The following is a 19484-nucleotide window of genomic DNA, read 5'->3' as shown; positions in this document are numbered from 1 at the left end:
TCGCCATGCGCGGCTGCCGTTCCGGGCTCACCAGCGACACACTTCCGCTTCCCCTTCCCGCGGCCGGCTGAGCCGTGCGCGCCGAACGCGTCTTCGCGTACGGCGCCGCCGCCGGCCTCCTCGGCGACCTCCTCCTCGGCGATCCGCGCCGTGGACACCCGGTCGCCGTGTTCGGCCGTGCCGCCGGCGCCGTGGAACGGGTGCTGTGGCGTGACCACCGGGGCTGGGGCGCGCTGCACACCGCCGTGTGCGCCGGTGGCGCCGTCGCCCTGGGGGCCGCCGCCGAACGCGCCGTCCGCCGCTCCCCCGCCGCCTCCGTCGCGCTGACCGGCGCCGCCACCTGGGCCGTCGTGGGCGGGACCTCGCTGGCCCGGGAGGCCCGCGCCGTCGGCCGGGCGCTGGAGGCCGGGGACGTCGAGGCGGCCCGGGCCCGGTTGCCGCACCTGTGCGGACGGGACCCGCAGGCGCTGGACGCCGACGGGATCGCCCGGGCCGTCGTGGAGTCCGTCGCCGAGAACACCTCCGACGCGGTCGTGGGCGCCCTGGTGTGGGGCGCGCTCGGCGGAGTGCCGGGGCTGCTCGGCTTCCGGGCCGTGAACACCCTGGACGCCATGGTCGGCCACCGGTCCCCCCGCTACCGGCGGTACGGCTGGGCCTCGGCCCGGCTCGACGACCTCGCGGGCTGGCCGGGCGCCCGCCTGACCGCCGTACTGACCACCGCGGCCGGCGGCAGCCCCGCGGGGGCCGTACGGGCCTGGCGGGCCGACGCCGCACAGCACCCGAGCCCCAACGCCGGGCCCGTGGAGGCGTCCTTCGCGGGGGCCCTGGGCGTGCGGCTCGGCGGGACCCTGTCGTACGGCGGGCGGGTGGAGCACCGGCCCGTCCTCAACGGGGCGGCCGGTCGCGCCGTCCGGGCCGGATCCGGTGACATCGAGCGGGCGGTGAGGCTGTCCCGGCGCGTGGGCTGGCTGGCGCTGGGCGTGTGCGCGGGCGCGCGGCTGCTGGTGCGCGGGGCCGGCCGGAAGGGACGTACGTCATGAGCGGTGGCCTCCTCGTCGCCGGCACCACCTCCGACGCCGGCAAGAGCGTCGTCACCGCCGGGATCTGCCGCTGGCTGGTGCGGCAGGGCGTGAAGGTGGCGCCCTTCAAGGCGCAGAACATGTCCCTCAACTCCTTCGTGACCCGTGAGGGCGCCGAGATCGGGCGCGCGCAGGCCATGCAGGCCCAGGCGTGCCGCGTCGAGCCGACCGCGCTGATGAACCCGGTGCTGCTCAAGCCGGGCGGCGAGCGCAGCAGCCAGGTCGTGCTGCTCGGCAAGCCGGTCGGGGAGATGAGCGCCCGCGGCTACCACGGCGGGCGGCAGCGGCAGCTGCTCGGCACGGTGCTCGACTGCCTGGCCGAGCTGCGGGACACGTACGACGCGGTGATCTGCGAGGGAGCGGGCAGCCCGGCCGAGATCAACCTGCGCCGCACCGACATCGTGAACATGGGGATCGCCCGGGGCGCCGGTCTGCCGGTCCTGGTCGTCGGCGACATCGACCGCGGGGGCGTCTTCGCGTCCTTCTTCGGCACGGTGGCCCTGCTGTCGCCCGAGGACCAGGCGCTGGTCGCCGGGTTCCTCGTCAACAAGTTCCGCGGCGACGTGTCGCTGCTGGAGCCCGGCCTCGACATGCTGCACGGCCTCACCGGGCGGCGGACGTACGGCGTCCTGCCCTTCCGGCACGGGCTCGGCATCGACGAGGAGGACGGGCTGCGTGTCTCATTGCGCGGGACGGTGCGGGAGTCCACGGTCGCGCCGCCGGTCGGCGAGGACGTGCTGCGGGTCGCGGTCTGCGCGGTCCCGCTGATGTCCAACTTCACGGACGTGGACGCGCTCGCCGCCGAACCCGGTGTCGTGGTGCGCTTCGTGGACCGGCCGGAGGAGCTGGCCGACGCCGACCTCGTGATCGTGCCGGGGACGCGCGGTACCGTCCGGGCGCTTCAGTGGCTGCGGGAGCGGGGGCTGGCGGACGCGATCGCGCGCCGGGCCGCCGAGGACCGGCCGGTGCTCGGCATCTGCGGCGGGTTCCAGCTCCTCGGCGAGCACATCGAGGACGAGGTCGAGTCCCGCGCCGGGCACGTCGACGGGCTCGGGCTGCTGCCCGTGCGGGTGCGGTTCGCCCGCGAGAAGACCCTCACCCGGCCGGTGGGCGAGGCCCTCGGCGAGCGCGTCGAGGGGTACGAGATCCACCACGGGGTCGCCGAGGTGACGGGTGGGACCCCCTTCCTCGACGGCTGCCGGGCCGGCCGGACCTGGGGCACGCACTGGCACGGCTCGCTGGAGTCGGACGGCTTCCGGCGGGCCTTCCTGCGCGAGGTGGCCGCCGCCGCGGGCCGCCGCTTCGTGCCGGCCCCCGGCACCTCGTTCGCCGCGCTGCGCGAGGAGCAGCTCGACCGGCTCGGCGACCTGATCGAACAGCACGCGGACACGGACGCGCTGTGGCGGCTCATCGAGTCCGGCGCGCCGCAAGGACTGCCCTTCATTCCACCGGGAGCGCCCGCATGAGCACAGTGTTGTTGTTGTCGACCGCCGACACGGACCTGCTGGCGGCCCGCGCGTCGGACGCCGCCTACCGGATCGGCAACCCGACCGGGGTCGACGTCCGGGAGGACCTGCCGGCCCTCGTCGAGGGCGCCGACGTCGCCGTCGTACGCCTGCTGGGCGGCAAGCGCGCCTGGGAGGACGGGCTCGCCGCGCTGAAGGCCGCGGGCGTCCCGACCGTGCTGCTCGGCGGCGAGTCCGTGCCGGACGCGGAGCTGATGGCGGAGTCGTCGGTGCCGGCCGGGGTCGTGGCGGAGGCGCTGCGCTACCTGGTCGAGGGCGGCCCCGCCAACCTCACCCAGCTCGCCCGGTTCCTGTCGGACACGGTACTGCTGACCGGCGAGGGCTTCGACGAGCCGCGGAAGATGCCGGAGTACGGCGTCCACGGCTCCCGGGCCGTCCTGGAGGGCCGCCCGACGGTCGGCGTGCTCTTCTACCGCGCCCACCAGCTCAGCGGCAACACCGCCTTCGTGGACACGCTGTGCGACGCGATCGAGGCGCGCGGCGCCAACGCGCTGCCCGTGTACTGCGGTTCGCTGCGCGGCGCGGACGCGGGGCTGTACGAGCTGCTGGGCCGGGCCGACGCCCTGGTCGCCACCGTCCTCGCCGCGGGCGGCACGCACGCCTCGCAGGCGTCGGCGGGCGGCGACGAGGAGGCGTGGGACGTCGGCGCGCTGGCCGACCTGGGCGTGCCGGTGCTCCAGGGGCTCTGCCTCACCTCGTCGCGCGCCGCCTGGGAGGCGTCCGACGCGGCGCTCTCCCCGATGGACGCGGCGATGCAGGTGGCGATCCCGGAGTTCGACGGGCGCCTGGTCACCGTGCCGTTCTCCTTCAAGGAGCAGGGGCCCGACGACGTACCCGTCTACGCGGCCGACCCCGAACGGGCCGGGCGGGTCGCCGGGATCGCCGTACGGCACGCGGCCCTCGGGCACAAGCCGAACGCCGACAAGAGGCTCGCGCTGGTCTTCACCGCGTACCCGACCAAGCACTCCCGGGTGGGCAACGCGGTGGGGCTCGACACCCCGGCGTCCGCGGTCCGGGTCCTGGACGCGCTGCGGGACGCGGGGTACTCGCTCACCGACTACCCGTCCGGCGGCGACGAGCTGATCCACCGGCTGATCGAGGCCGGCGGCCACGACGTGGAGTGGCTGACGGAGGACCAGCTCGCCGCCGCCCCCGCGCGGGTGCCGCTGGCCGACTACCGGGCCTGGTTCGAGAAGCTGGACCCGGAGCTGCGGGAGGCGATGCGGGAGGCGTGGGGCGAGCCGCCGGGCTCGCTGTACGTCGACGGGGACGACATCGTGCTGGCCTCCCTCCAGTTCGGGAACGTCGTCGTCATGATCCAGCCGCCGCGCGGCTTCGGGGAGAACCCGATCGCGATCTACCACGACCCCGACATGCCGCCGTCCCACCACTACATGGCGGCCTACCGCTGGCTGGAGCACGGTTTCGGCGCCGACGCGGTCGTGCACATGGGCAAGCACGGCACGATGGAGTGGCTGCCGGGCAAGGGCCTCGGACTGAGCGCCGGCTGCGCGCCGGACGCGGTGCTGGGCGACCTGCCGCTGATCTACCCGTTCATCGTCAACGACCCCGGCGAGGGCACCCAGGCCAAGCGGCGCGGACACGCCACGGTGGTCGACCACCTCGTCCCGCCGATGGCGCGCGCCGACACCTACGGCGACCTGGCCAAGCTGGAGCAGCTGCTCGACGAGTACGCGCTCGTCTCCGACCTGGACCCCGCGAAGGCACCGGCGGTCCGCGCGCAGATCTGGACGCTGGTCAAGGCGGCCGAGCTCCACCACGACCTGCACGTGGACGACCAGCCGGACGACGACGCGTTCGACGAGTTCGTCATGCACATCGACGGCTACCTGTGCGAGATCAAGGACGTGCAGATCCGCGACGGCCTGCACGTCCTCGGCGCGGGTCCGGTCGGCGAGCCGCGCGTCAACCTGGTGCTGGCGGTGCTGCGCGCCTCGCAGGTGTGGGGCGGGCGGGCGAACGCGCTGCCGGGTCTGCGGGCCGCGCTGGCCGCGCACTTCGGGCTGGTGGAGAAGGAGCTGCTGGCCGAGCCGGGCGCTCCGGTGAAGGTGCCGGCGGAGCTGACCGGCCTGGTCGAGGGCCCCTCCCGGTCGGCCGCCGACGCGATCGACCTGCTGGAGCAGCTCTGCCGGCGGTTCGCGGAGGGCATGGAGTCCCGGGACTGGGACGTCGCGGACGTACCGGGTCTGGTGCGGGAGGTGCTGGGTGCCGAACTGCCCGACGCGGTCGCCGTGCTGGAGTTCGCCTGCCGGGAGGTCGTGCCGCGGCTCACCCGGACGACCGACGAGATCGGCCACGTCCTGCACGCGCTGGACGGCGGTTACGTCCCGGCCGGGCCGTCCGGCTCGCCGACCCGCGGCCTGGTCAACGTCCTGCCGACCGGCCGGAACTTCTACTCCGTCGACCCCAAGGCGATTCCCTCCCGGCTGAGCTGGGAGGTCGGGCAGTCCCTCGCGGACTCGCTGCTCCAGCGCTACCTCCAGGACACGGGCGAGTACCCGAAGTCCGTCGGCCTGACGGTGTGGGGCACGTCCGCGATGCGCACCCAGGGCGACGACATCGCCGAGATCCTCGCGCTGCTGGGCTGCCGTCCGGTCTGGGACGACGCCTCGCGCCGGGTCACCGGCTTCGAGGTGATCCCCCCGGCCGAGCTGGGCCGGCCGCGCATCGACGTCACGGTGCGCATCTCCGGCTTCTTCCGGGACGCGTTCCCGCACGTCGTCGGGCTGATCGACGACGCGGTGCGGACGGTGGCGGAGCTGGACGAGCCGGCCGGGGCCAACTACGTGCGGGCGCACGCCGACGAGGACACCGCCGAGCACGGCGACCGGCGCCGGGCCACGGCCCGCGTCTTCGGCTCCAAGCCCGGCGCGTACGGGGCCGGGCTGCTGCCGCTGATCGACGCCCGCAATTGGCGCTCCGACGCGGACCTCGCCGAGGTGTACGCGGTGTGGGGCGGCTACGCCTACGGCCGCGGGCTCGACGGGCGGGCGGCGCGCGGTGACATGGAGACGGCGTTCCGGCGCATCGCGGTGGCGGCGAAGAACGTCGACACCCGCGAGCACGACCTCGTGGACGCCGACGACTACTTCCAGTACCACGGCGGCATGGTCGCCATGGTGCGGCACCTGACGGGCGCCTCTCCCGAGGCGTACGTCGGCGACTCCGCCACGCCCGACCAGGTGAGGACCAGGACGCTCGGCGAGGAGACCCACCGGGTGTTCCGCGCCCGGGTCGTCAACCCGCGCTGGATGGCGGCGATGCGGCGGCACGGCTACAAGGGCGCCTTCGAGATGGCGGCCACCGTGGACTACCTCTTCGGCTACGACGCCACGGCCGGGGTCGTGGACGACTGGATGTACGAGAAGCTCAGCGCCGAGTACGTCTTCGACGCGGAGAACCGGGACTTCATGAGGAAGTCCAACCCCTGGGCACTGCGCGGCATCACCGAGCGGCTGCTGGAGGCCGCCGACCGGGGGCTGTGGGCGGAGCCGGACGCGGAGACGCTGGAGCGGCTGCGCGCCACCTATCTGGAGCTCGAAGGCGACTTGGAGGGCGACGACAAGTGAGTACCCCGTTCCCGTTCACGGCCGTCGTCGGACAGGACGACCTCCGCCTGGCCCTGCTCCTCAACGCCGTGAGCCCGGCCGTCGGCGGTGTGCTCGTGCGTGGTGAGAAGGGCACCGCCAAGTCCACGGCGGTGCGCGCCCTGTCCGCGCTGATGCCGGAGGTGGACGTCGTCTCCGGGTGCCGGTTCTCCTGCGACCCGGACTCCCCCGACCCCGCCTGCCCGGACGGACCGCACGCGCCGGGGGCCCGCGAGTCCCGGCCGGCGCGGATGGTCGAGCTGCCCGTCGGCGCCTCCGAGGACCGGCTGGTCGGTGCCCTGGACATCGAGCGGGCCCTGTCGGAGGGCGTGAAGGCCTTCGAGCCGGGCCTGCTGGCCGACGCGCACCGCGGGATCCTCTACGTCGACGAGGTCAACCTCCTCCACGACCACCTGGTCGACCTGCTGCTGGACGCCGCCGCGATGGGCGCCTCGTACGTGGAGCGCGAGGGGGTGTCCGTGCGGCACGCCTCGAAGTTCCTGCTCGTCGGCACGATGAACCCCGAGGAGGGCGAGCTGCGGCCGCAGTTGCTCGACCGGTTCGGGCTCACCGTCGAGGTCGCCGCCTCGCGCGAGCCCGACCTGCGGGTGGAGGTCGTGCGGCGCAGGCTGGCGTACGACGACGACCCGGCCGGTTTCGCCGCCCGGTGGGCCGGCGAGGAGGCCGCCGTGCGGCGGCGCATCGTGGCCGCCCGCGAGCTGCTGCCGTCGGTGCGGCTGGGCGACGGGGCGCTGCGGCAGATCGCGGCGACCTGTGCCGCCTTCGAGGTGGACGGCATGCGCGCCGACATCGTGATGGCGCGTACGGCGACCGCGCTGGCCGCGTGGGCCGGGCGGACCGACGTGCTGGCGGAGGACGTCCGGCAGGCCGCGCTGCTGGCCCTCCCCCACCGGCGGCGGCGCAACCCCTTCGACGCTCCGGGGCTGGACGAGGACAAGCTCGACGAGACCCTGGAGGAGTTCGGCGGGCAGGACCAGGGCGACGGCGACGACGATCCGGACGATCCGGGTCCCGGCGGCGGCCCCGGCGGACAGCCGGAGCCCGACGACGGGCCCGGGGGCGACGGCGACACCGCCGCGCGTCCCGAGGCCGGGGAGGGCGGGGAGGGCGGGGAGCCGCAACCCTCGTCCGGCGGCGTCGGCGAGCAGTCGCCCGTGCGGGCCGCCGAGCCGTTCCGCGCGCGCGTGCTGAGCGTGCCCGGGCTCGGAGAGGGTGCCGCCGGGCGGCGCTCGCGGGCGCGGACCGAGCACGGGCGGACCACCGGGGCCCGGCGTCCCCGGGGCGCGCTGACCAAGCTGCACCTGGCGGCCACCGTGCAGGCGGCCGCCCCGCACCAGCGGGCGCGGGGGCGCAGCGGGCCCGGGCTGGTGGTGCGCCGGGACGATCTGCGGCAGGCGGCCCGTGAGGGGCGCGAGGGCAATCTCGTGCTGTTCGTCGTGGACGCGTCCGGGTCGATGGCGGCGCGGCAGCGGATGGGCGCGGTGAAGGGTGCCGTGCTGTCGCTGCTGCTGGACGCCTACCAGCGGCGGGACAAGGTGGGGCTGGTGACCTTCCGGGGGTCGGCGGCCGATGTGGCGCTGCCGCCGACGTCGTCGGTGGACGCGGCCGCCGCCCGGCTGGAGTCGCTGCCGACCGGGGGCCGTACGCCGCTCGCGGCCGGGCTGCTGAAGGCGCACGAGGTGCTGCGGGTGGAGCGGCTGCGGGACCCGGCGCGACGGGCGCTGGTCGTGGTGGTGACGGACGGGCGGGCGACCGGTGGCCCCGAGCCCGTGGCGCTGGCCTCGCGGGCCGCGCGGCTGTTCGCGGCGGAGGGCGTCGCCTCCGTGGTCGTGGACTGCGAGTCGGGGCCGGTGCGGCTCGGGCTCGCCGGGCGGCTCGCGGGTGACCTGGGCGGTACGGCGGTGACGCTCGACGAGCTGCGGGCGGACTCCATCGCCGGTTTGGTGAAGGACGTGCAGAGGAGGGCCGCGTAATGCCGAAGGGGCAGCCGAGTGTGGTGCCGGACGACGGACTGACGACGCGTCAGCGGCGCAACCGTCCGCTGGTCGTCGTGCACACGGGCGTGGGGAAGGGCAAGTCGACCGCCGCCTTCGGGCTGGCGCTGCGGGCCTGGAACCAGGGGTGGCCGATCGGGGTGTTCCAGTTCGTCAAGTCGGCGAAGTGGAAGGTCGGCGAGGAGAACGCGCTGCGGGTGCTCGGCGCCAGCGGTGAGGGCGGGTCCGTCGACTGGCACAAGATGGGCGAGGGCTGGTCCTGGGTCCAGCGGGACATCCAGGGCGACAACTCGACCAACGAGGAGAAGGCCCGGGAGGGCTGGGAGCAGGTCAAGCGCGACCTCGCCGCCGAGACGTACCGGCTGTACGTGCTGGACGAGTTCGCCTACCCGATGCACTGGGGGTGGGTCGACACCGACGAGGTCGTGTCCGTGCTGCGCGACCGGCCCGGGACCCAGCACGTGGTGATCACCGGGCGGAACGCGCCGGAGCCGCTGGTGGAGTTCGCCGACCTCGTCACCGACATGTCCAAGGTCAAGCACCCGATGGACACGGGACAGAAGGGGCAGAGGGGCATCGAGTGGTGACCTCCGCCGTTCCCCGGCTGGTCGTCGCCGCGCCCTCCTCGGGCAGCGGCAAGACCACCGTCGCCACCGGCCTGATGGCCGCGCTCGCCGCGCGGGGGCTCGCCGTGTCCCCGCACAAGGTGGGGCCGGACTACATCGATCCCGGGTACCACGCGCTCGCCACCGGGCGGGTGGGGCGGAACCTCGACGCGTACCTGTGCGGGCCGGAGCTGGTCGGGCCGCTGTTCGCGCACGGTGCGCGGGGCTGTGACATCGCCGTGGTCGAGGGCGTCATGGGGCTGTACGACGGGGCGGCGGGCGAGGGGGAGCTGGCGTCCACCGCGCAGGTGGCGAAGCTGCTGCGGGCGCCGGTGGTGCTGGTCGTGGACGCGTCGTCGCAGTCGCGGTCGGTGGCGGCGCTGGTGCACGGGTTCGTGTCCTTCGATCCGGAGGTGCGGATCGGGGGCGTGATCCTCAACAAGGTCGGCTCGGACCGGCACGAGGCGTTGCTGCGGGAGGCGCTGGACTCCGTCGGGGTGCCGGTGCTGGGGGTGCTGCGGCGGGCGCCGCAGGTGGATGTGCCGTCCCGGCATCTGGGGCTGGTGCCGGTCGCCGAGCGGGGTGCCTCGGCCGTCGAGGCCGTCGCCGCGATGGCCGCGCAGGTCGCCGGCGGCTGTGATCTGGAGGCGCTGGTCGGACTGGCGCGTGGTGCGGGTGCGTTGGCGGGTGCGGCCTGGGACGCGGCTGAGGCCCTGGCCTCCTCGCCCCCGCCGCCCCTTCCCGTCCCGTCCCCCGGGGCCACCGCCCCCGGACCCCCGCTTCGGCCCGGACGGTCTCGTCCTCGAACGCCGGACGGGCTGAAGCGCGTCGCCGTCGCCGGTGGGGCCGCGTTCACGTTCTCCTATGCCGAGCACTCCGAGCTGCTCGCCGCCGCCGGGGCCGAGGTCGTCACGTTCGATCCGCTGCGGGACGAGGAGCTGCCCGAGGGGACCGGCGGACTGGTGATCGGGGGCGGGTTCCCGGAGGTGTACGCCTCCGAGCTGTCCGCCAACGAGGCGTTGCGCGAGAGCGTCGCCGAGCTGGTGCTGAGCGGGGCTCCCGTCGCCGCCGAGTGCGCGGGGCTGCTGTACCTGTGCCGGGAGCTGGACGGGCTGCCCATGTGCGGGGTGCTGGACGCCTCCGGGCGGATGTCGGAGCGACTGACGCTGGGGTACCGGGACGCCGTGGCCGTGAGCGACGGCGTGCTGGCCGCCGCGGGGACGCGGATGCGGGGGCACGAGTTCCACCGGACGGTCGTGGAGCCGGGGGCCGGGGCGGCGCCGGCGTGGGGGATGCGGGCGCCGGAGCGGCGCGTCGAGGGATTTGTGGAGCACGGTGTGCACGCGAGCTATCTGCACACGCACTGGGCGTCCGAGCCCGGTGTCGCCCGTCGGTTCGTGGAGAGGTGCCGGACGTCATGAGCAGCAGGCTGATCGGGGTGGGTGTCGGGCCCGGGGACCCGGAGCTGGTGACCGTCAAGGGCGTGAACGCGCTGCGCGCCGCCGAGGTCGTCGTCGTTCCCGTGATGGCCGCACCCGACGGAGGGGACGGCGGTGAACCGGGCCGCGCCGAGGCGACCGTGCTGCACTACGTGGGCGCCGGGAAGGTCGTCCGGGTCGTGTTCGCGCTGAACGAGCGCGCCGACCGGGGCCGCCGGGAGGCGGCGTGGGACGCGGCCGGTGAGCGGGTGGCCGGGCTGCTGCGGGAGCACGGGTCCGTCGCCTTCGCGACCATCGGCGACCCCAACGTGTACTCGACGTTCACGTATCTCGCGCAGACCGTCGGCGAGCTCGTGCCGGGCACCGTCGTGGAGACCGTGCCGGGCATCACCGCGATGCAGGACCTCGCCGCCCGGTCGGGTGCCGTGCTGACGGAGGGCACCGAGCCGCTGACGCTGGTGCCGGTGACCGCCGGGGCCGCGGTGCTCAAGGACGCGCTGAACGGGCCGGGGACGGTCGTCGCCTACAAGTTCGGCCGGCAGGCGGCCGAGGTCGCCGAGGCGCTGCGGGAGACCGGGCGGCTCGACGACGCCGTGTGGGGCTCGGCGCTGGGCCTGCCGGAGGAGTCCGTACGGCCGGCCGCGGAACTGGACGGGGCGCCGCTGCCCTATCTGTCCACGCTCATCGCCCCGGCACGGCGCGGGGGCGGGCGGGGCGGCAAGCTGTGAGCCGTCCCGGGTCCGGGCCGTCACTCGGCGAGGCCCACCACCAGCCAGATGAACGCGGCGCCCGCGACGGTGCACAGCAGGGTCGACCGGGCGGGGTGCTCGTGGTGGGCCTCGGGCAGGATCTCGGCGGCGGCGAGATAGAGCAGTACGCCGCCGAAGAGACCCAGATAGGCGCCCAGCACGCCCTGCGGGATCGTGAAGAAGAGCGTGGAGGCCGCGCCGGCGACCGGGGCCACGGCGTCGGCGACGAGCATGGCGACGGCCCGGCGGCGGGCGTTGCCGTACAGACTGGTGAGCGTGTAGGTGTTGAAGCCGTCCGCGAAGTCGTGGGCGATCACGGCCAGGGCGACCGCCGCGCCCATCCCGCCGCCGACCTGGAACGCGGCACCGATCGCCACGCCGTCCATCGCGCTGTGCCCCACCATCGCGGCGGCGGCCGTCAGGCCCACCTCGGGCGTGCGGTGGCCGTGCTCCTCGGCGCCGTGCGCGGCGCGGCGGGCTGCCAGCAGGCGCTCCACCAGGTGGGCGAGCAGGAATCCGGCGACGAACAGCAGCAGTGCCGCCGGCACGCCGAACACCTCCCGGCCCGCCGCCCGGAGCGCCTCCGGCAGCAGGTCGAGTCCGACCACGCCCAGCATCAGGCCGCCGGCCAGGCCCAGGACCAGGTGGCGCCGGTCGGTCACGCGCTGTGCCGTCCAGCCCCCGGCCAGCGTCATCAGGAACGCGCCGAGCGCGACGAGGACCGCCATGGGCCCTTGGTATCCGATCACCCCGCGCTCACGCGCGTCCGACAGCAGCAACCGCAGTAAATATGCGCAGGAGAGGACCGATTCCCATGGACCCCATGGCTCCCACCGCAGGTACCGGTACCGGCAAGGTGACCTTCGTCGGTGCCGGTCCCGGCGCCGCCGATCTGCTGACGTTCCGCGCCGCCCGCGCCATCGCCGAGGCCGACGTCGTGATCTGGGCGGCGAGCCTGGTCCAGGCGGAGGTCCTCCAGCACGCGCGCGAGGACGCCGAGGTCCTGGACTCGGCGACGATGTCGCTGGAGGACGTCGTCGCCGTGTACCGGCGGGCCCTCGAGCAAGGGCTGCGCGTGGCCCGCATCCACTCCGGCGACCCGGCCCTGTGGGGCGGTACGCAGGAGCAGCTCGACCGGTGCGCGGAGATCGGCATCGCGACCGAGGTCGTGCCGGGCGTCTCCGCCTTCTCGGCGGTCGCGGCGCTCGCGCGGCGGGAGCTGACCATCCCGGAGGTCGCGCAGTCCGTCGTCCTCACCCGGCTCGGCGGCGGCAAGACGCCGATGCCGCCCGGGGAGGAGGTCCGGGAGTTCGCGAAGCACGGCACGACCATGGCGGTGTTCCTGTCGGCGGCGCGCAGCGGACAGCTGGTGCGGGAGCTGCTGGAGGGCGGCTACCCGACCGAGACGCCGGTCGTCGTCGCCTACCAGGCGACCTGGCCGGAGGAGCTGGTCGTGAAGTGCACGATCGGCACGCTGGAGGAGACCGTCAAGGAGCACAGGCTCTGGAAGCACACCCTGTTCCTGGTCGGTCCGGCACTCGACGCGCACGGCACCCGGTCGCACCTGTACCACCCGGGGCACTTCCACGGCTACCGCAGGGCCGACCCCGAGGCCCGCAGGGAGCTGCGCGCGCGGGGTGCGAGCACGTGATCACGGTGGTCGGGGCGGGGACCGGTGCCCCGCTGCCCGAGGACGTGGCCGACGGGGCGGCACTGGTCGTCGGCGGGCGGCGCCACCTGGACGCCGTACGGCTGCCCGAAAGGGCCGGGCGGATCGTCCTCGGGGCGCTGGCACCGGCCCTGGACACGGTCGCGGAGTACGTGGCGAAGGAGCGGCCGGTCCTCGTGCTGGCCTCCGGCGACCCGGGGTTCTTCGGGATCGTGCGGGCGCTGGCCGAGCGGTTCGGGCCGGAGCTGCTCGACGTGCGGCCCGGAGTGTCGTCCGTCGCCGCCGCGTTCGCGCGGGCCGGGCTGCCGTGGGACGACGCCGTGGTGGCCAGCGCGCACGGGCGGGACCTGCGGACGGCGGTGAACCTGTGCCGCGCCCACCCGAAGGTGGCCGTGCTGACGGGGCCGGGCGCGGGACCGGCGGAGCTGGGGGCCGCGCTCGTGGGCGACGCCCGGGTGCTGGTCGTCGCCTCCGCGCTGGGGTCCGCCGGGGAGTGGGTGGAGCGGGTGACGCCCGCCGAGGCCGCCGCCCGGGACTGGGGTGCGGCGGTGAGCGTGGTGCTGTGCCTGGACGAGGCGCGGGCACTGGGCCCGGTGCGCTCGGTGGCCGGGCCGCGGCCGGGGCCCGCCGGGTGGGCGCTGGACGAGGCCGCGTTCGCCCACCGCGACTCGATGATCACCAAGTTCGAGGTGCGGGCGCTGGCCCTGGCGCGTCTCGGTCCGCGCCCCGGCGACCTGGTGTGGGACGTCGGCGCGGGCTCGGGGTCCGTGGCCGTGGAGTGCGCGCGGCTCGGCGCCGCCGTCACCGCCGTGGAGAGGACGCCGGACGGTGTCGAGCGCGTGCGCGCCAACGCCGCGGCGCACGGTGTCGACGTCCGGGTGGTGTGCGGCGCCGCGCCCGGGGTGCTGTCTGGCCTCGACGACCCGGACGCCGTGTTCGTCGGCGGCGGCGGACGCGACCTGCCGGCGATCGTCTCGGCCTGCGCGGGGCGCGCCCGGCGGTCCGTGGTCGTCGCGATGGCCGCGCTGGACCGGGTACCGGCGGCCCGCGAGGCGCTGCTCGGTGCAGGGCTGGAGTGCGACGGGGTGCTGCTCCAGTCGTCCCGGCTCGCGCCGCTGCCGGGCGACGTGACGCGGCTGGCGGCGACCAATCCCGTTTTCCTGCTGTGGGGCGTCAGGCCCGGCAGCCGTACCGAAGAAGGAGGGGCCCAGTGATCGGCCTCATTTCCGCCACCGCGGCGGGGGCTGCGGCACGGGACCGGCTGGCCGCGGCGTGGCCGGACCGCACGCGCGTGTACGGGGGTCCCGTCGCGGACGCCGTACGGACCGCGTTCGCCGAGTGCGAGCAGCTCGTGTGCTTCCTGGCCACGGGGGCCGTGGTCCGGCTCGTGGCCCCGCTGCTGGACGACAAACGGACCGACCCGGGCGTGGTGTGCGTCGACGAGGGCGGGCGGTTCGCCGTGTCGCTGGTCGGCGGGCACGGCGGCGGCGCCAACGAACTCGCCCGCGCGGTGGGCGGGGTGCTGGGCGCCGAGCCGGTGGTGACGACGGCGACGGACGCCGTGGGCCTGCCGGGCCTGGACACGCTGGGCCTGCCGGTCGAGGGCGACGTCGCCGGGGTCTCGCGGGCCCTGCTGGACGGCGAGCCGGTGGCGCTGCGGGCCGAGGTGGCCTGGCCGCTGCCGCCGCTGCCGCTCGCCGGGGAGGGCGCGTACACGGTCCGGGTGACGGACCGTCTGGTGGAGCCGGCCGGGCGTGAGGCCGTGCTGCGTCCGCCGACCCTGGTCGTCGGCGTCGGCGCGTCCAAGGGGGCGCCGGTGGACGAGGTGCTCGGGCTGGTGGAGTCGGCCCTGCGGGACGCCGGGCTGTCGCCGGCGTCGGTCGCGGAGCTGGCCACCGTGGACGCCAAGGCCGGGGAGCCCGGCATCGTCGAGGCGGCCGGGCGGCTGGGCGTGCCGCTGGTGACGTACCCCGCCGGGGAGCTCGCGGGCGTCGAGGTGCCCAACCCCTCCGACGCGCCGCTCGCCGCCGTCGGCACGCCGTCGGTCGCGGAGGCGGCGGCGCTCGCCGGCGGGGGCGAACTCCTCGTGCCCAAGCGGAAGTCGGCGGCCGTTCCCGCCATGGCGACCTGTGCCGTCGTACGGCGGCCGGGGCGCGGGCGGCTCGCGGTGGTCGGGCTCGGGCCGGGCGCCCGGGACCTGCTGACGCCTCGTGCGCTGGCGGAGCTGCGGCGGGCCTCCGTGCTGGTCGGGCTGGACCAGTACGTCGACCAGATCCGCGACCTGCTGCGGCCCGGCACCCGGGTGCTGGAGTCGGGGCTCGGGGCGGAGGAGGAGCGGGCGCGGACGGCCGTGGCCGAGGCCCGGCGCGGGCAGGCGGTGGCGCTCATCGGCAGCGGCGACGCGGGCGTGTACGCCATGGCGTCGCCGGCGCTGGCCGAGGCGTCCGACGACATCGACGTGGTCGGGGTGCCGGGCGTGACGGCGGCGCTGGCCGCCGGGGCGATCCTGGGCGCGCCGCTGGGCCACGACCACGTGTCGATCAGCCTGTCCGACCTGCACACGCCGTGGGAGGTCATCGAGCGGCGGGTGCGGGCGGCGGCCGAGGCGGACCTCGTCGTGACCTTCTACAACCCGCGCAGCCGGGGCCGCGACTGGCAGCTGCCGAAGGCGCTGGCGATCCTCGCGGAGCACCGGACGCCCCGGACGCCGGTGGGGGTCGTGCGCAACGCGTCGCGGGCCGACGAGTCGAGCCGGCTCACCACGCTGGCGGACCTCGACCCGGCGACGGTCGACATGATGACGGTCGTGACGGTGGGCAACACCGCGACCCGGGAGATCGCCGGGCGCATGGTGACCCCGCGCGGCTACCGCTGGCAGGAGGAGCCAAAGTGAAGCGCGTCGTCCATCCCATCGAGGAGGAGTCCTACCGGCGGCTGCGCGCCCGCCTGGACACCGCGCGCTTCCCGCCGCTGACCCGGGCGGTGGTGGAGCGGGTCGTCCACTCCGCCGCCGACCTTGAGTACGCGACCGACCTCGTCATGGACGAGGGCGAGCTGGAGAAGGCGCACGCGGCGCTGCACGCCGGGGCGCCCGTCGTCGTGGACGTCGAGATGGTCGGCGCGGGCATCACCCGGCGGGAGACCGTCTGCCGGCTGCGGGACGCCGTCGCCGGCCCGGGGGTGACCCGCTCCGCGCACGGCATGCGGCTGGCGTACGAACGGGTCGGGCCCGGCGCCCTCTGGGTGATCGGCAACGCGCCGACCGCGCTGGAGGAGCTGCTCACCCTCGACGCCTCCCCCGCGCTCGTCGTCGGGCTGCCCGTCGGCTTCGTCGGGGCGGTCGAGTCCAAGGCCGCGCTGCGCGAGAGCGGGCTGCCCGCCGTGAGCAACGTGTCCGAGAAGGGCGGGTCGGCGGTCGCCGCCGCCGCGCTCAACGCCCTGCTGTACCACCCCGCCTCGCCCGAGGCGCCGAATGATTCCGAGGAGACCCTGTGACCACCCCGCCCGCCCTGCTCATCGCCGGCCACGGCACCCGGGACGAGGCCGGAGCCGAGGCGTTCCGCGACTTCGTGCGTGAACTGGGCCGCCGCCACCCCGAACTGCCCGTCGCGGGCGGCTTCATCGAGCTGTCCCCGCCGCCGCTGGGCGAGGCGGTCGCCGAGCTGGTCGAGCGCGGCGTGCGCCGGTTCGCCGCGGTGCCGCTGATGCTGGTGTCCGCCGGGCACGCCAAGGGCGACATCCCGGCGGCACTGTCCCGCGAGAAGGAGCGCCACCCCGGCATCTCGTACACGTACGGGCGTCCGCTGGGCCCGCACCCGTCGCTGCTGCGGGTGCTGGAGCGGCGGCTGGCCGAGGCGATCGACCCCTCCTGGGACCCGTCCGAGGTGACCGTGCTGCTGGTGGGGCGGGGTTCGACGGACCCGGACGCCAACGCCGAGGTGTTCAAGGCGGCGCGGCTGCTGTGGGAGGGCCGCGGCTACGCGGGCGTCGAGACCGCGTTCGTGTCGCTGGCCCGGCCGGACGTGCCCGGCGGCCTGGACCGGTGCGCGCGGCTGGGCGCCGGACGGGTCGTGGTCCTGCCGTACTTCCTGTTCACCGGCATCCTCCCGGACCGGGTCCGGCACCAGACCGAGGAGTGGGCCGCCGCCCACCCGGAGACCGAGGTGCGGTCGGCCGACGTCATCGGACCCGAGCCGGAGCTGCTCGACCTGGTGTGGGAGCGGTACGAGGAGGCGGTGCGGGGCGACCTGCGGATGAACTGCGACAGTTGCGTGTACCGGATCGCGCTGCCCGGGTTCGAGGACAAGGTGGGGCTGCCCCAGCAGCCGCACTTCCACCCCGACGACGACGGCGGTCACCACCACGGGCACCATCACGGGCATGGACACGCACACTCCCATGCACACTGACCCCGGCGGTCCCGACCTGCGGCACCACGGGGACGCGGAGGTCCGCGACGACGGTTCGGCGCTGGTGGACCTCGCGGTGAACGTCCGCGCGGACACGCCCCCGGCGTGGCTGCGGGAGCACGTGGCCGGCTCGCTCGGCTCCCTCGCGGCCTACCCGGACGGGCGGGCCGCGCGGGCGGCGGTGGCGGCACGGCACGGGCTGCCGGTGGAGCGGGTGCTGCTGACGGCGGGCGCGGCGGAGGCGTTCGTGCTGCTGGCGCGGGCGCTGAAGGTGCGCCGGCCGGTGGTGGTGCACCCCCAGTTCACGGAGCCGGAGGCGGCGTTGCGGGACGCGGGGCACACGGTCGGCCGGGTGCTGCTGCGGGAGGCGGACGGCTTCCGGCTGGACCCGGCGGCCGTCCCGGAGGACGCCGACCTGGTGGTGGTCGGCAACCCGACGAACCCGACGTCGGTGCTGCACCCGGCGGACACGGTCGCGGAACTCGCCCGTCCCGGGCGGACGCTGGTCGTGGACGAGGCGTTCATGGACGCGGTGCCGGGTGAGCGGGAGGCGCTGGCCGGACGGACGGACGTGCCCGGGCTGGTCGTCCTGCGCAGCCTCACCAAGACGTGGGGTCTGGCCGGCCTGCGCATCGGGTACGTGCTGGCGGACCCCGAGACGGTCGCGGACCTGGAGCGCGCCCAGCCGCTGTGGCCCGTGTCCACGCCCGCGCTGGCGGCGGCGGAGGCGTGCGTGGCGCCGCGCGCGCTGGCGGAGGCGGCTCACGCCGCCCACCGCGTCGCGGCCGACCGGGCTCATCTCGTCGCCGGACTGGGGCGGTTCGCCCCGGCCGGGGTCCGGGTCGCCGGGCCCGCCGAGGGGCCGTTCGTCCTCGTCGGGCTGCCGGACGCCGCGACCGTGCGGCACCGGCTGCGCGACCTCGGGTACGCGGTCCGGCGCGGTGACACGTTCCCGGGGCTCGGCGGGGAGTGGCTGCGCCTCGCGGTGCGGGACCGGACCACGACGGACGGCTTCCTGTCGGCGCTGGGCCGCGCCCTGGCTCCCTGACGCCCCGGGCCGCCTGAGGCGGGGGGCCGGTCCGGCCGCGCCCGCCCCGGAGCGAGCCGCGGCGGGTCGGAACGAGCCGCGTGCGGCGCCGCCTTGCGCAGGGCCCGGCGTCGGGGGCGGCCGGTGAGTCGCCCCTGGCGGCCGGCCCTCCCCCCGGGCGCCCGCCAGGCTTCCCCCCGTCCCGTCACCGCCGTCGGCGCCCCCGTCGCCCGGCCGGTCCGCGCGCCGCCCCGCTGCCGTCCGCCCCGGGTTCAGCCGCGCCTGCGCCGGGCCACGGCCAGCGCTCCGCCGCCCGCCACGACGAGCACGGCGGCGCCGGCCGCGAGGTACGGGGTGGCCGAGCCGCCGCCCGTCTCGGCCAGGTCTGCCTCGGCGGGGGCACCCTGGGGCTTCACGTCCGCGGCCGGCCCGGCGGGCGGCTGCTCGGCCTCGGCCGCCGGGGCCGCCGGGGCCTCGCAGGTGGCGCTCGCCAGGGTCAGGGTGCCGTCGACCTCGGCCACGCCCAGGTCGAGCGGGTTGACGTGCACCGCGAGTTCGAGCGCGGTGGCGGCGGCCGTGCGCGAGGTGGTCTCCGTCCTCGACAGGTCGAGCCGCACCTCGCCGACGCCGGGCACCTTCACGGCCGTCGTACCGCCGGTGGTCAGGGTGACCTTCCTGCCGAGGACCGTGACCGCGCCCAGCAGGTTCGAGGAGGCGACGGGCTTCTTCCCCGCCTCACAGGTGGCCGTGGAGGTGACCTGCTCGATCTCGACGACCGACAGCAGCGGCAGTCCGGGGACGTGGACCCTGGCCCGGGCCAGGCCGGTGTGTCCCTCCGCCTTGTCCGCGGTCGTCGTGGCCCTGGCGTCGGCCACGTCGGCGCGCAGGACGCTGAAGGGTTTGCCGCCGTCGACGCCGTCGAGCCGGGCGGTCAGCGCGGTCTTCCGGGCGCTCTCGGGTGCCTGCACTTCGTTGAGGGTGACCGTGAGCGGGACGTTCACGGTCCTGTTGAGCAGGGACACGTCCAGGTCGGTGCGCAGGACGGAGGCGCTCGCGCGGCCGTGGTCGCCGGTCGCGTGGGCGGTGCCCGCGCCGGCCAGGACCGCGGGACCGGCGGCCAGGGCCGTGGCCGCCGTGACGGTGACGAGGCGGCGGGCGGGCATGCGGAAGGCGTTGCCGTTCAAGGTGGTGGGACCCCCAGGGAGACATGCGTGCGGGACACGCATGAGCGACGTGCTCGGGACCCGCAAAGGATGTCCCCGCCCGGCCCCAACGGTCAGCGATCCCAGGGCACTTCACCCCTTCGTGGGGTTTCCGCGCGCCTTTTCGATTCCGCCGGTACGCGTGTTCCCCGGTGT

Annotated in this window: 15 protein-coding genes; 13 read left to right on the top strand and 2 right to left on the bottom strand. The window is 75.8% G+C overall.

Going from position 1 to position 19484, the window contains the following annotated elements; genetic code table 11:
* Window positions 1–74 precede the first annotated feature (74 nt).
* The 7 genes from ACFWJB_RS20090 to cobI are packed head-to-tail and all read left to right on the top strand — an operon-like array spanning window position 75 to window position 11000.
* Complete coding sequence (locus ACFWJB_RS20090) at window positions 75–1040, top strand: cobalamin biosynthesis protein (RefSeq protein WP_385468769.1); 966 nt, start codon at window positions 75–77, stop codon at window positions 1038–1040.
* Entirely contained in the window at window positions 1037–2545 is a 1509-nt protein-coding gene (locus tag ACFWJB_RS20085) for a cobyric acid synthase (RefSeq protein ID WP_385468766.1), read from the top strand. Before ACFWJB_RS20090 ends, ACFWJB_RS20085 begins: the two co-directional genes overlap by 4 nt.
* Complete coding sequence (gene cobN, locus ACFWJB_RS20080) at window positions 2542–6195, top strand: cobaltochelatase subunit CobN (RefSeq protein WP_386923725.1); 3654 nt, start codon at window positions 2542–2544, stop codon at window positions 6193–6195. The genes ACFWJB_RS20085 and cobN overlap by 4 nt, the downstream gene beginning before the upstream one ends.
* Window positions 6192–8207, top strand: coding sequence for a putative cobaltochelatase (locus ACFWJB_RS20075; protein WP_385468760.1), 2016 nt, complete (start codon window positions 6192–6194; stop codon window positions 8205–8207). The genes cobN and ACFWJB_RS20075 overlap by 4 nt, the downstream gene beginning before the upstream one ends.
* Window positions 8207–8815, top strand: a complete 609-nt coding sequence (cobO, locus tag ACFWJB_RS20070) for a cob(I)yrinic acid a,c-diamide adenosyltransferase (RefSeq protein WP_385468757.1) — start codon at window positions 8207–8209, stop codon at window positions 8813–8815. Before ACFWJB_RS20075 ends, cobO begins: the two co-directional genes overlap by 1 nt.
* Window positions 8809–10254: a cobyrinate a,c-diamide synthase gene (locus ACFWJB_RS20065; protein WP_386923723.1), complete on the top strand. Its 1446-nt coding sequence runs from the start codon at window positions 8809–8811 to the stop codon at window positions 10252–10254. The genes cobO and ACFWJB_RS20065 overlap by 7 nt, the downstream gene beginning before the upstream one ends.
* A complete protein-coding gene (gene cobI, locus ACFWJB_RS20060) occupies window positions 10251–11000 on the top strand; it encodes a precorrin-2 C(20)-methyltransferase (protein WP_385468752.1) in 750 nt (249 codons plus the stop codon). The genes ACFWJB_RS20065 and cobI overlap by 4 nt, the downstream gene beginning before the upstream one ends.
* A 20-nt stretch (window positions 11001–11020) precedes the next feature.
* Here the strand turns inward: cobI and ACFWJB_RS20055 are convergent, their stop codons facing one another.
* Window positions 11021–11749, bottom strand: a complete 729-nt coding sequence (locus ACFWJB_RS20055) for a ZIP family metal transporter (protein ID WP_385468749.1) — start codon at window positions 11747–11749, stop codon at window positions 11021–11023.
* 95 nt (window positions 11750–11844) lie between these two features.
* Here ACFWJB_RS20055 and cobM point away from each other — a divergent pair, with 95 nt between their 5' ends.
* From cobM to cobC, 6 genes are read left to right on the top strand one after another with little or no spacing between them, the layout of a single operon-like run.
* Window positions 11845–12672 (top strand): precorrin-4 C(11)-methyltransferase, encoded by an 828-nt coding sequence (gene cobM, locus ACFWJB_RS20050; protein WP_386923720.1) that lies wholly within the window; start codon window positions 11845–11847, stop codon window positions 12670–12672.
* Window positions 12669–13904, top strand: a complete 1236-nt coding sequence (gene cbiE, locus ACFWJB_RS20045; RefSeq protein ID WP_386923718.1) for a precorrin-6y C5,15-methyltransferase (decarboxylating) subunit CbiE — start codon at window positions 12669–12671, stop codon at window positions 13902–13904. The genes cobM and cbiE overlap by 4 nt, the downstream gene beginning before the upstream one ends.
* The gene (gene cobJ / locus ACFWJB_RS20040; RefSeq protein WP_386923716.1) at window positions 13901–15583 is read left to right on the top strand and encodes a precorrin-3B C(17)-methyltransferase; all 1683 of its coding nucleotides are present in this window, start codon (window positions 13901–13903) and stop codon (window positions 15581–15583) included. The genes cbiE and cobJ overlap by 4 nt, the downstream gene beginning before the upstream one ends.
* Window positions 15580–16185 carry a precorrin-8X methylmutase gene (locus tag ACFWJB_RS20035; protein WP_386923714.1) on the top strand — a complete coding sequence of 202 codons (606 nt, stop codon included), beginning with the start codon at window positions 15580–15582 and terminating at the stop codon, window positions 16183–16185. Before cobJ ends, ACFWJB_RS20035 begins: the two co-directional genes overlap by 4 nt.
* On the top strand, window positions 16182–17099 hold the full coding sequence (locus ACFWJB_RS20030) for a sirohydrochlorin chelatase (RefSeq protein WP_385468734.1): 918 nt from the start codon (window positions 16182–16184) through the stop codon (window positions 17097–17099). The genes ACFWJB_RS20035 and ACFWJB_RS20030 overlap by 4 nt, the downstream gene beginning before the upstream one ends.
* Window positions 17071–18147: an Rv2231c family pyridoxal phosphate-dependent protein CobC gene (cobC, locus tag ACFWJB_RS20025; RefSeq protein ID WP_386923712.1), complete on the top strand. Its 1077-nt coding sequence runs from the start codon at window positions 17071–17073 to the stop codon at window positions 18145–18147. Before ACFWJB_RS20030 ends, cobC begins: the two co-directional genes overlap by 29 nt.
* Before the next feature lie 251 nt (window positions 18148–18398).
* On the opposite strand, the gene ACFWJB_RS20020 is transcribed toward cobC, so the two are convergent.
* The gene (locus tag ACFWJB_RS20020) at window positions 18399–19310 is read right to left on the bottom strand and encodes an SCO1860 family LAETG-anchored protein (RefSeq protein ID WP_385468728.1); all 912 of its coding nucleotides are present in this window, start codon (window positions 19308–19310) and stop codon (window positions 18399–18401) included.
* Window positions 19311–19484: the final 174 nt, after the last annotated feature.

It is taken from the genome of Streptomyces sp. NPDC127100 (genome assembly GCF_042724095.1).
Classification (GTDB): Bacteria; Actinomycetota; Actinomycetes; order Streptomycetales; family Streptomycetaceae; genus Streptomyces.
Note: the sequence above shows the minus strand (reverse complement) of the source record. Positions and strands in the feature narration are given on the sequence as shown.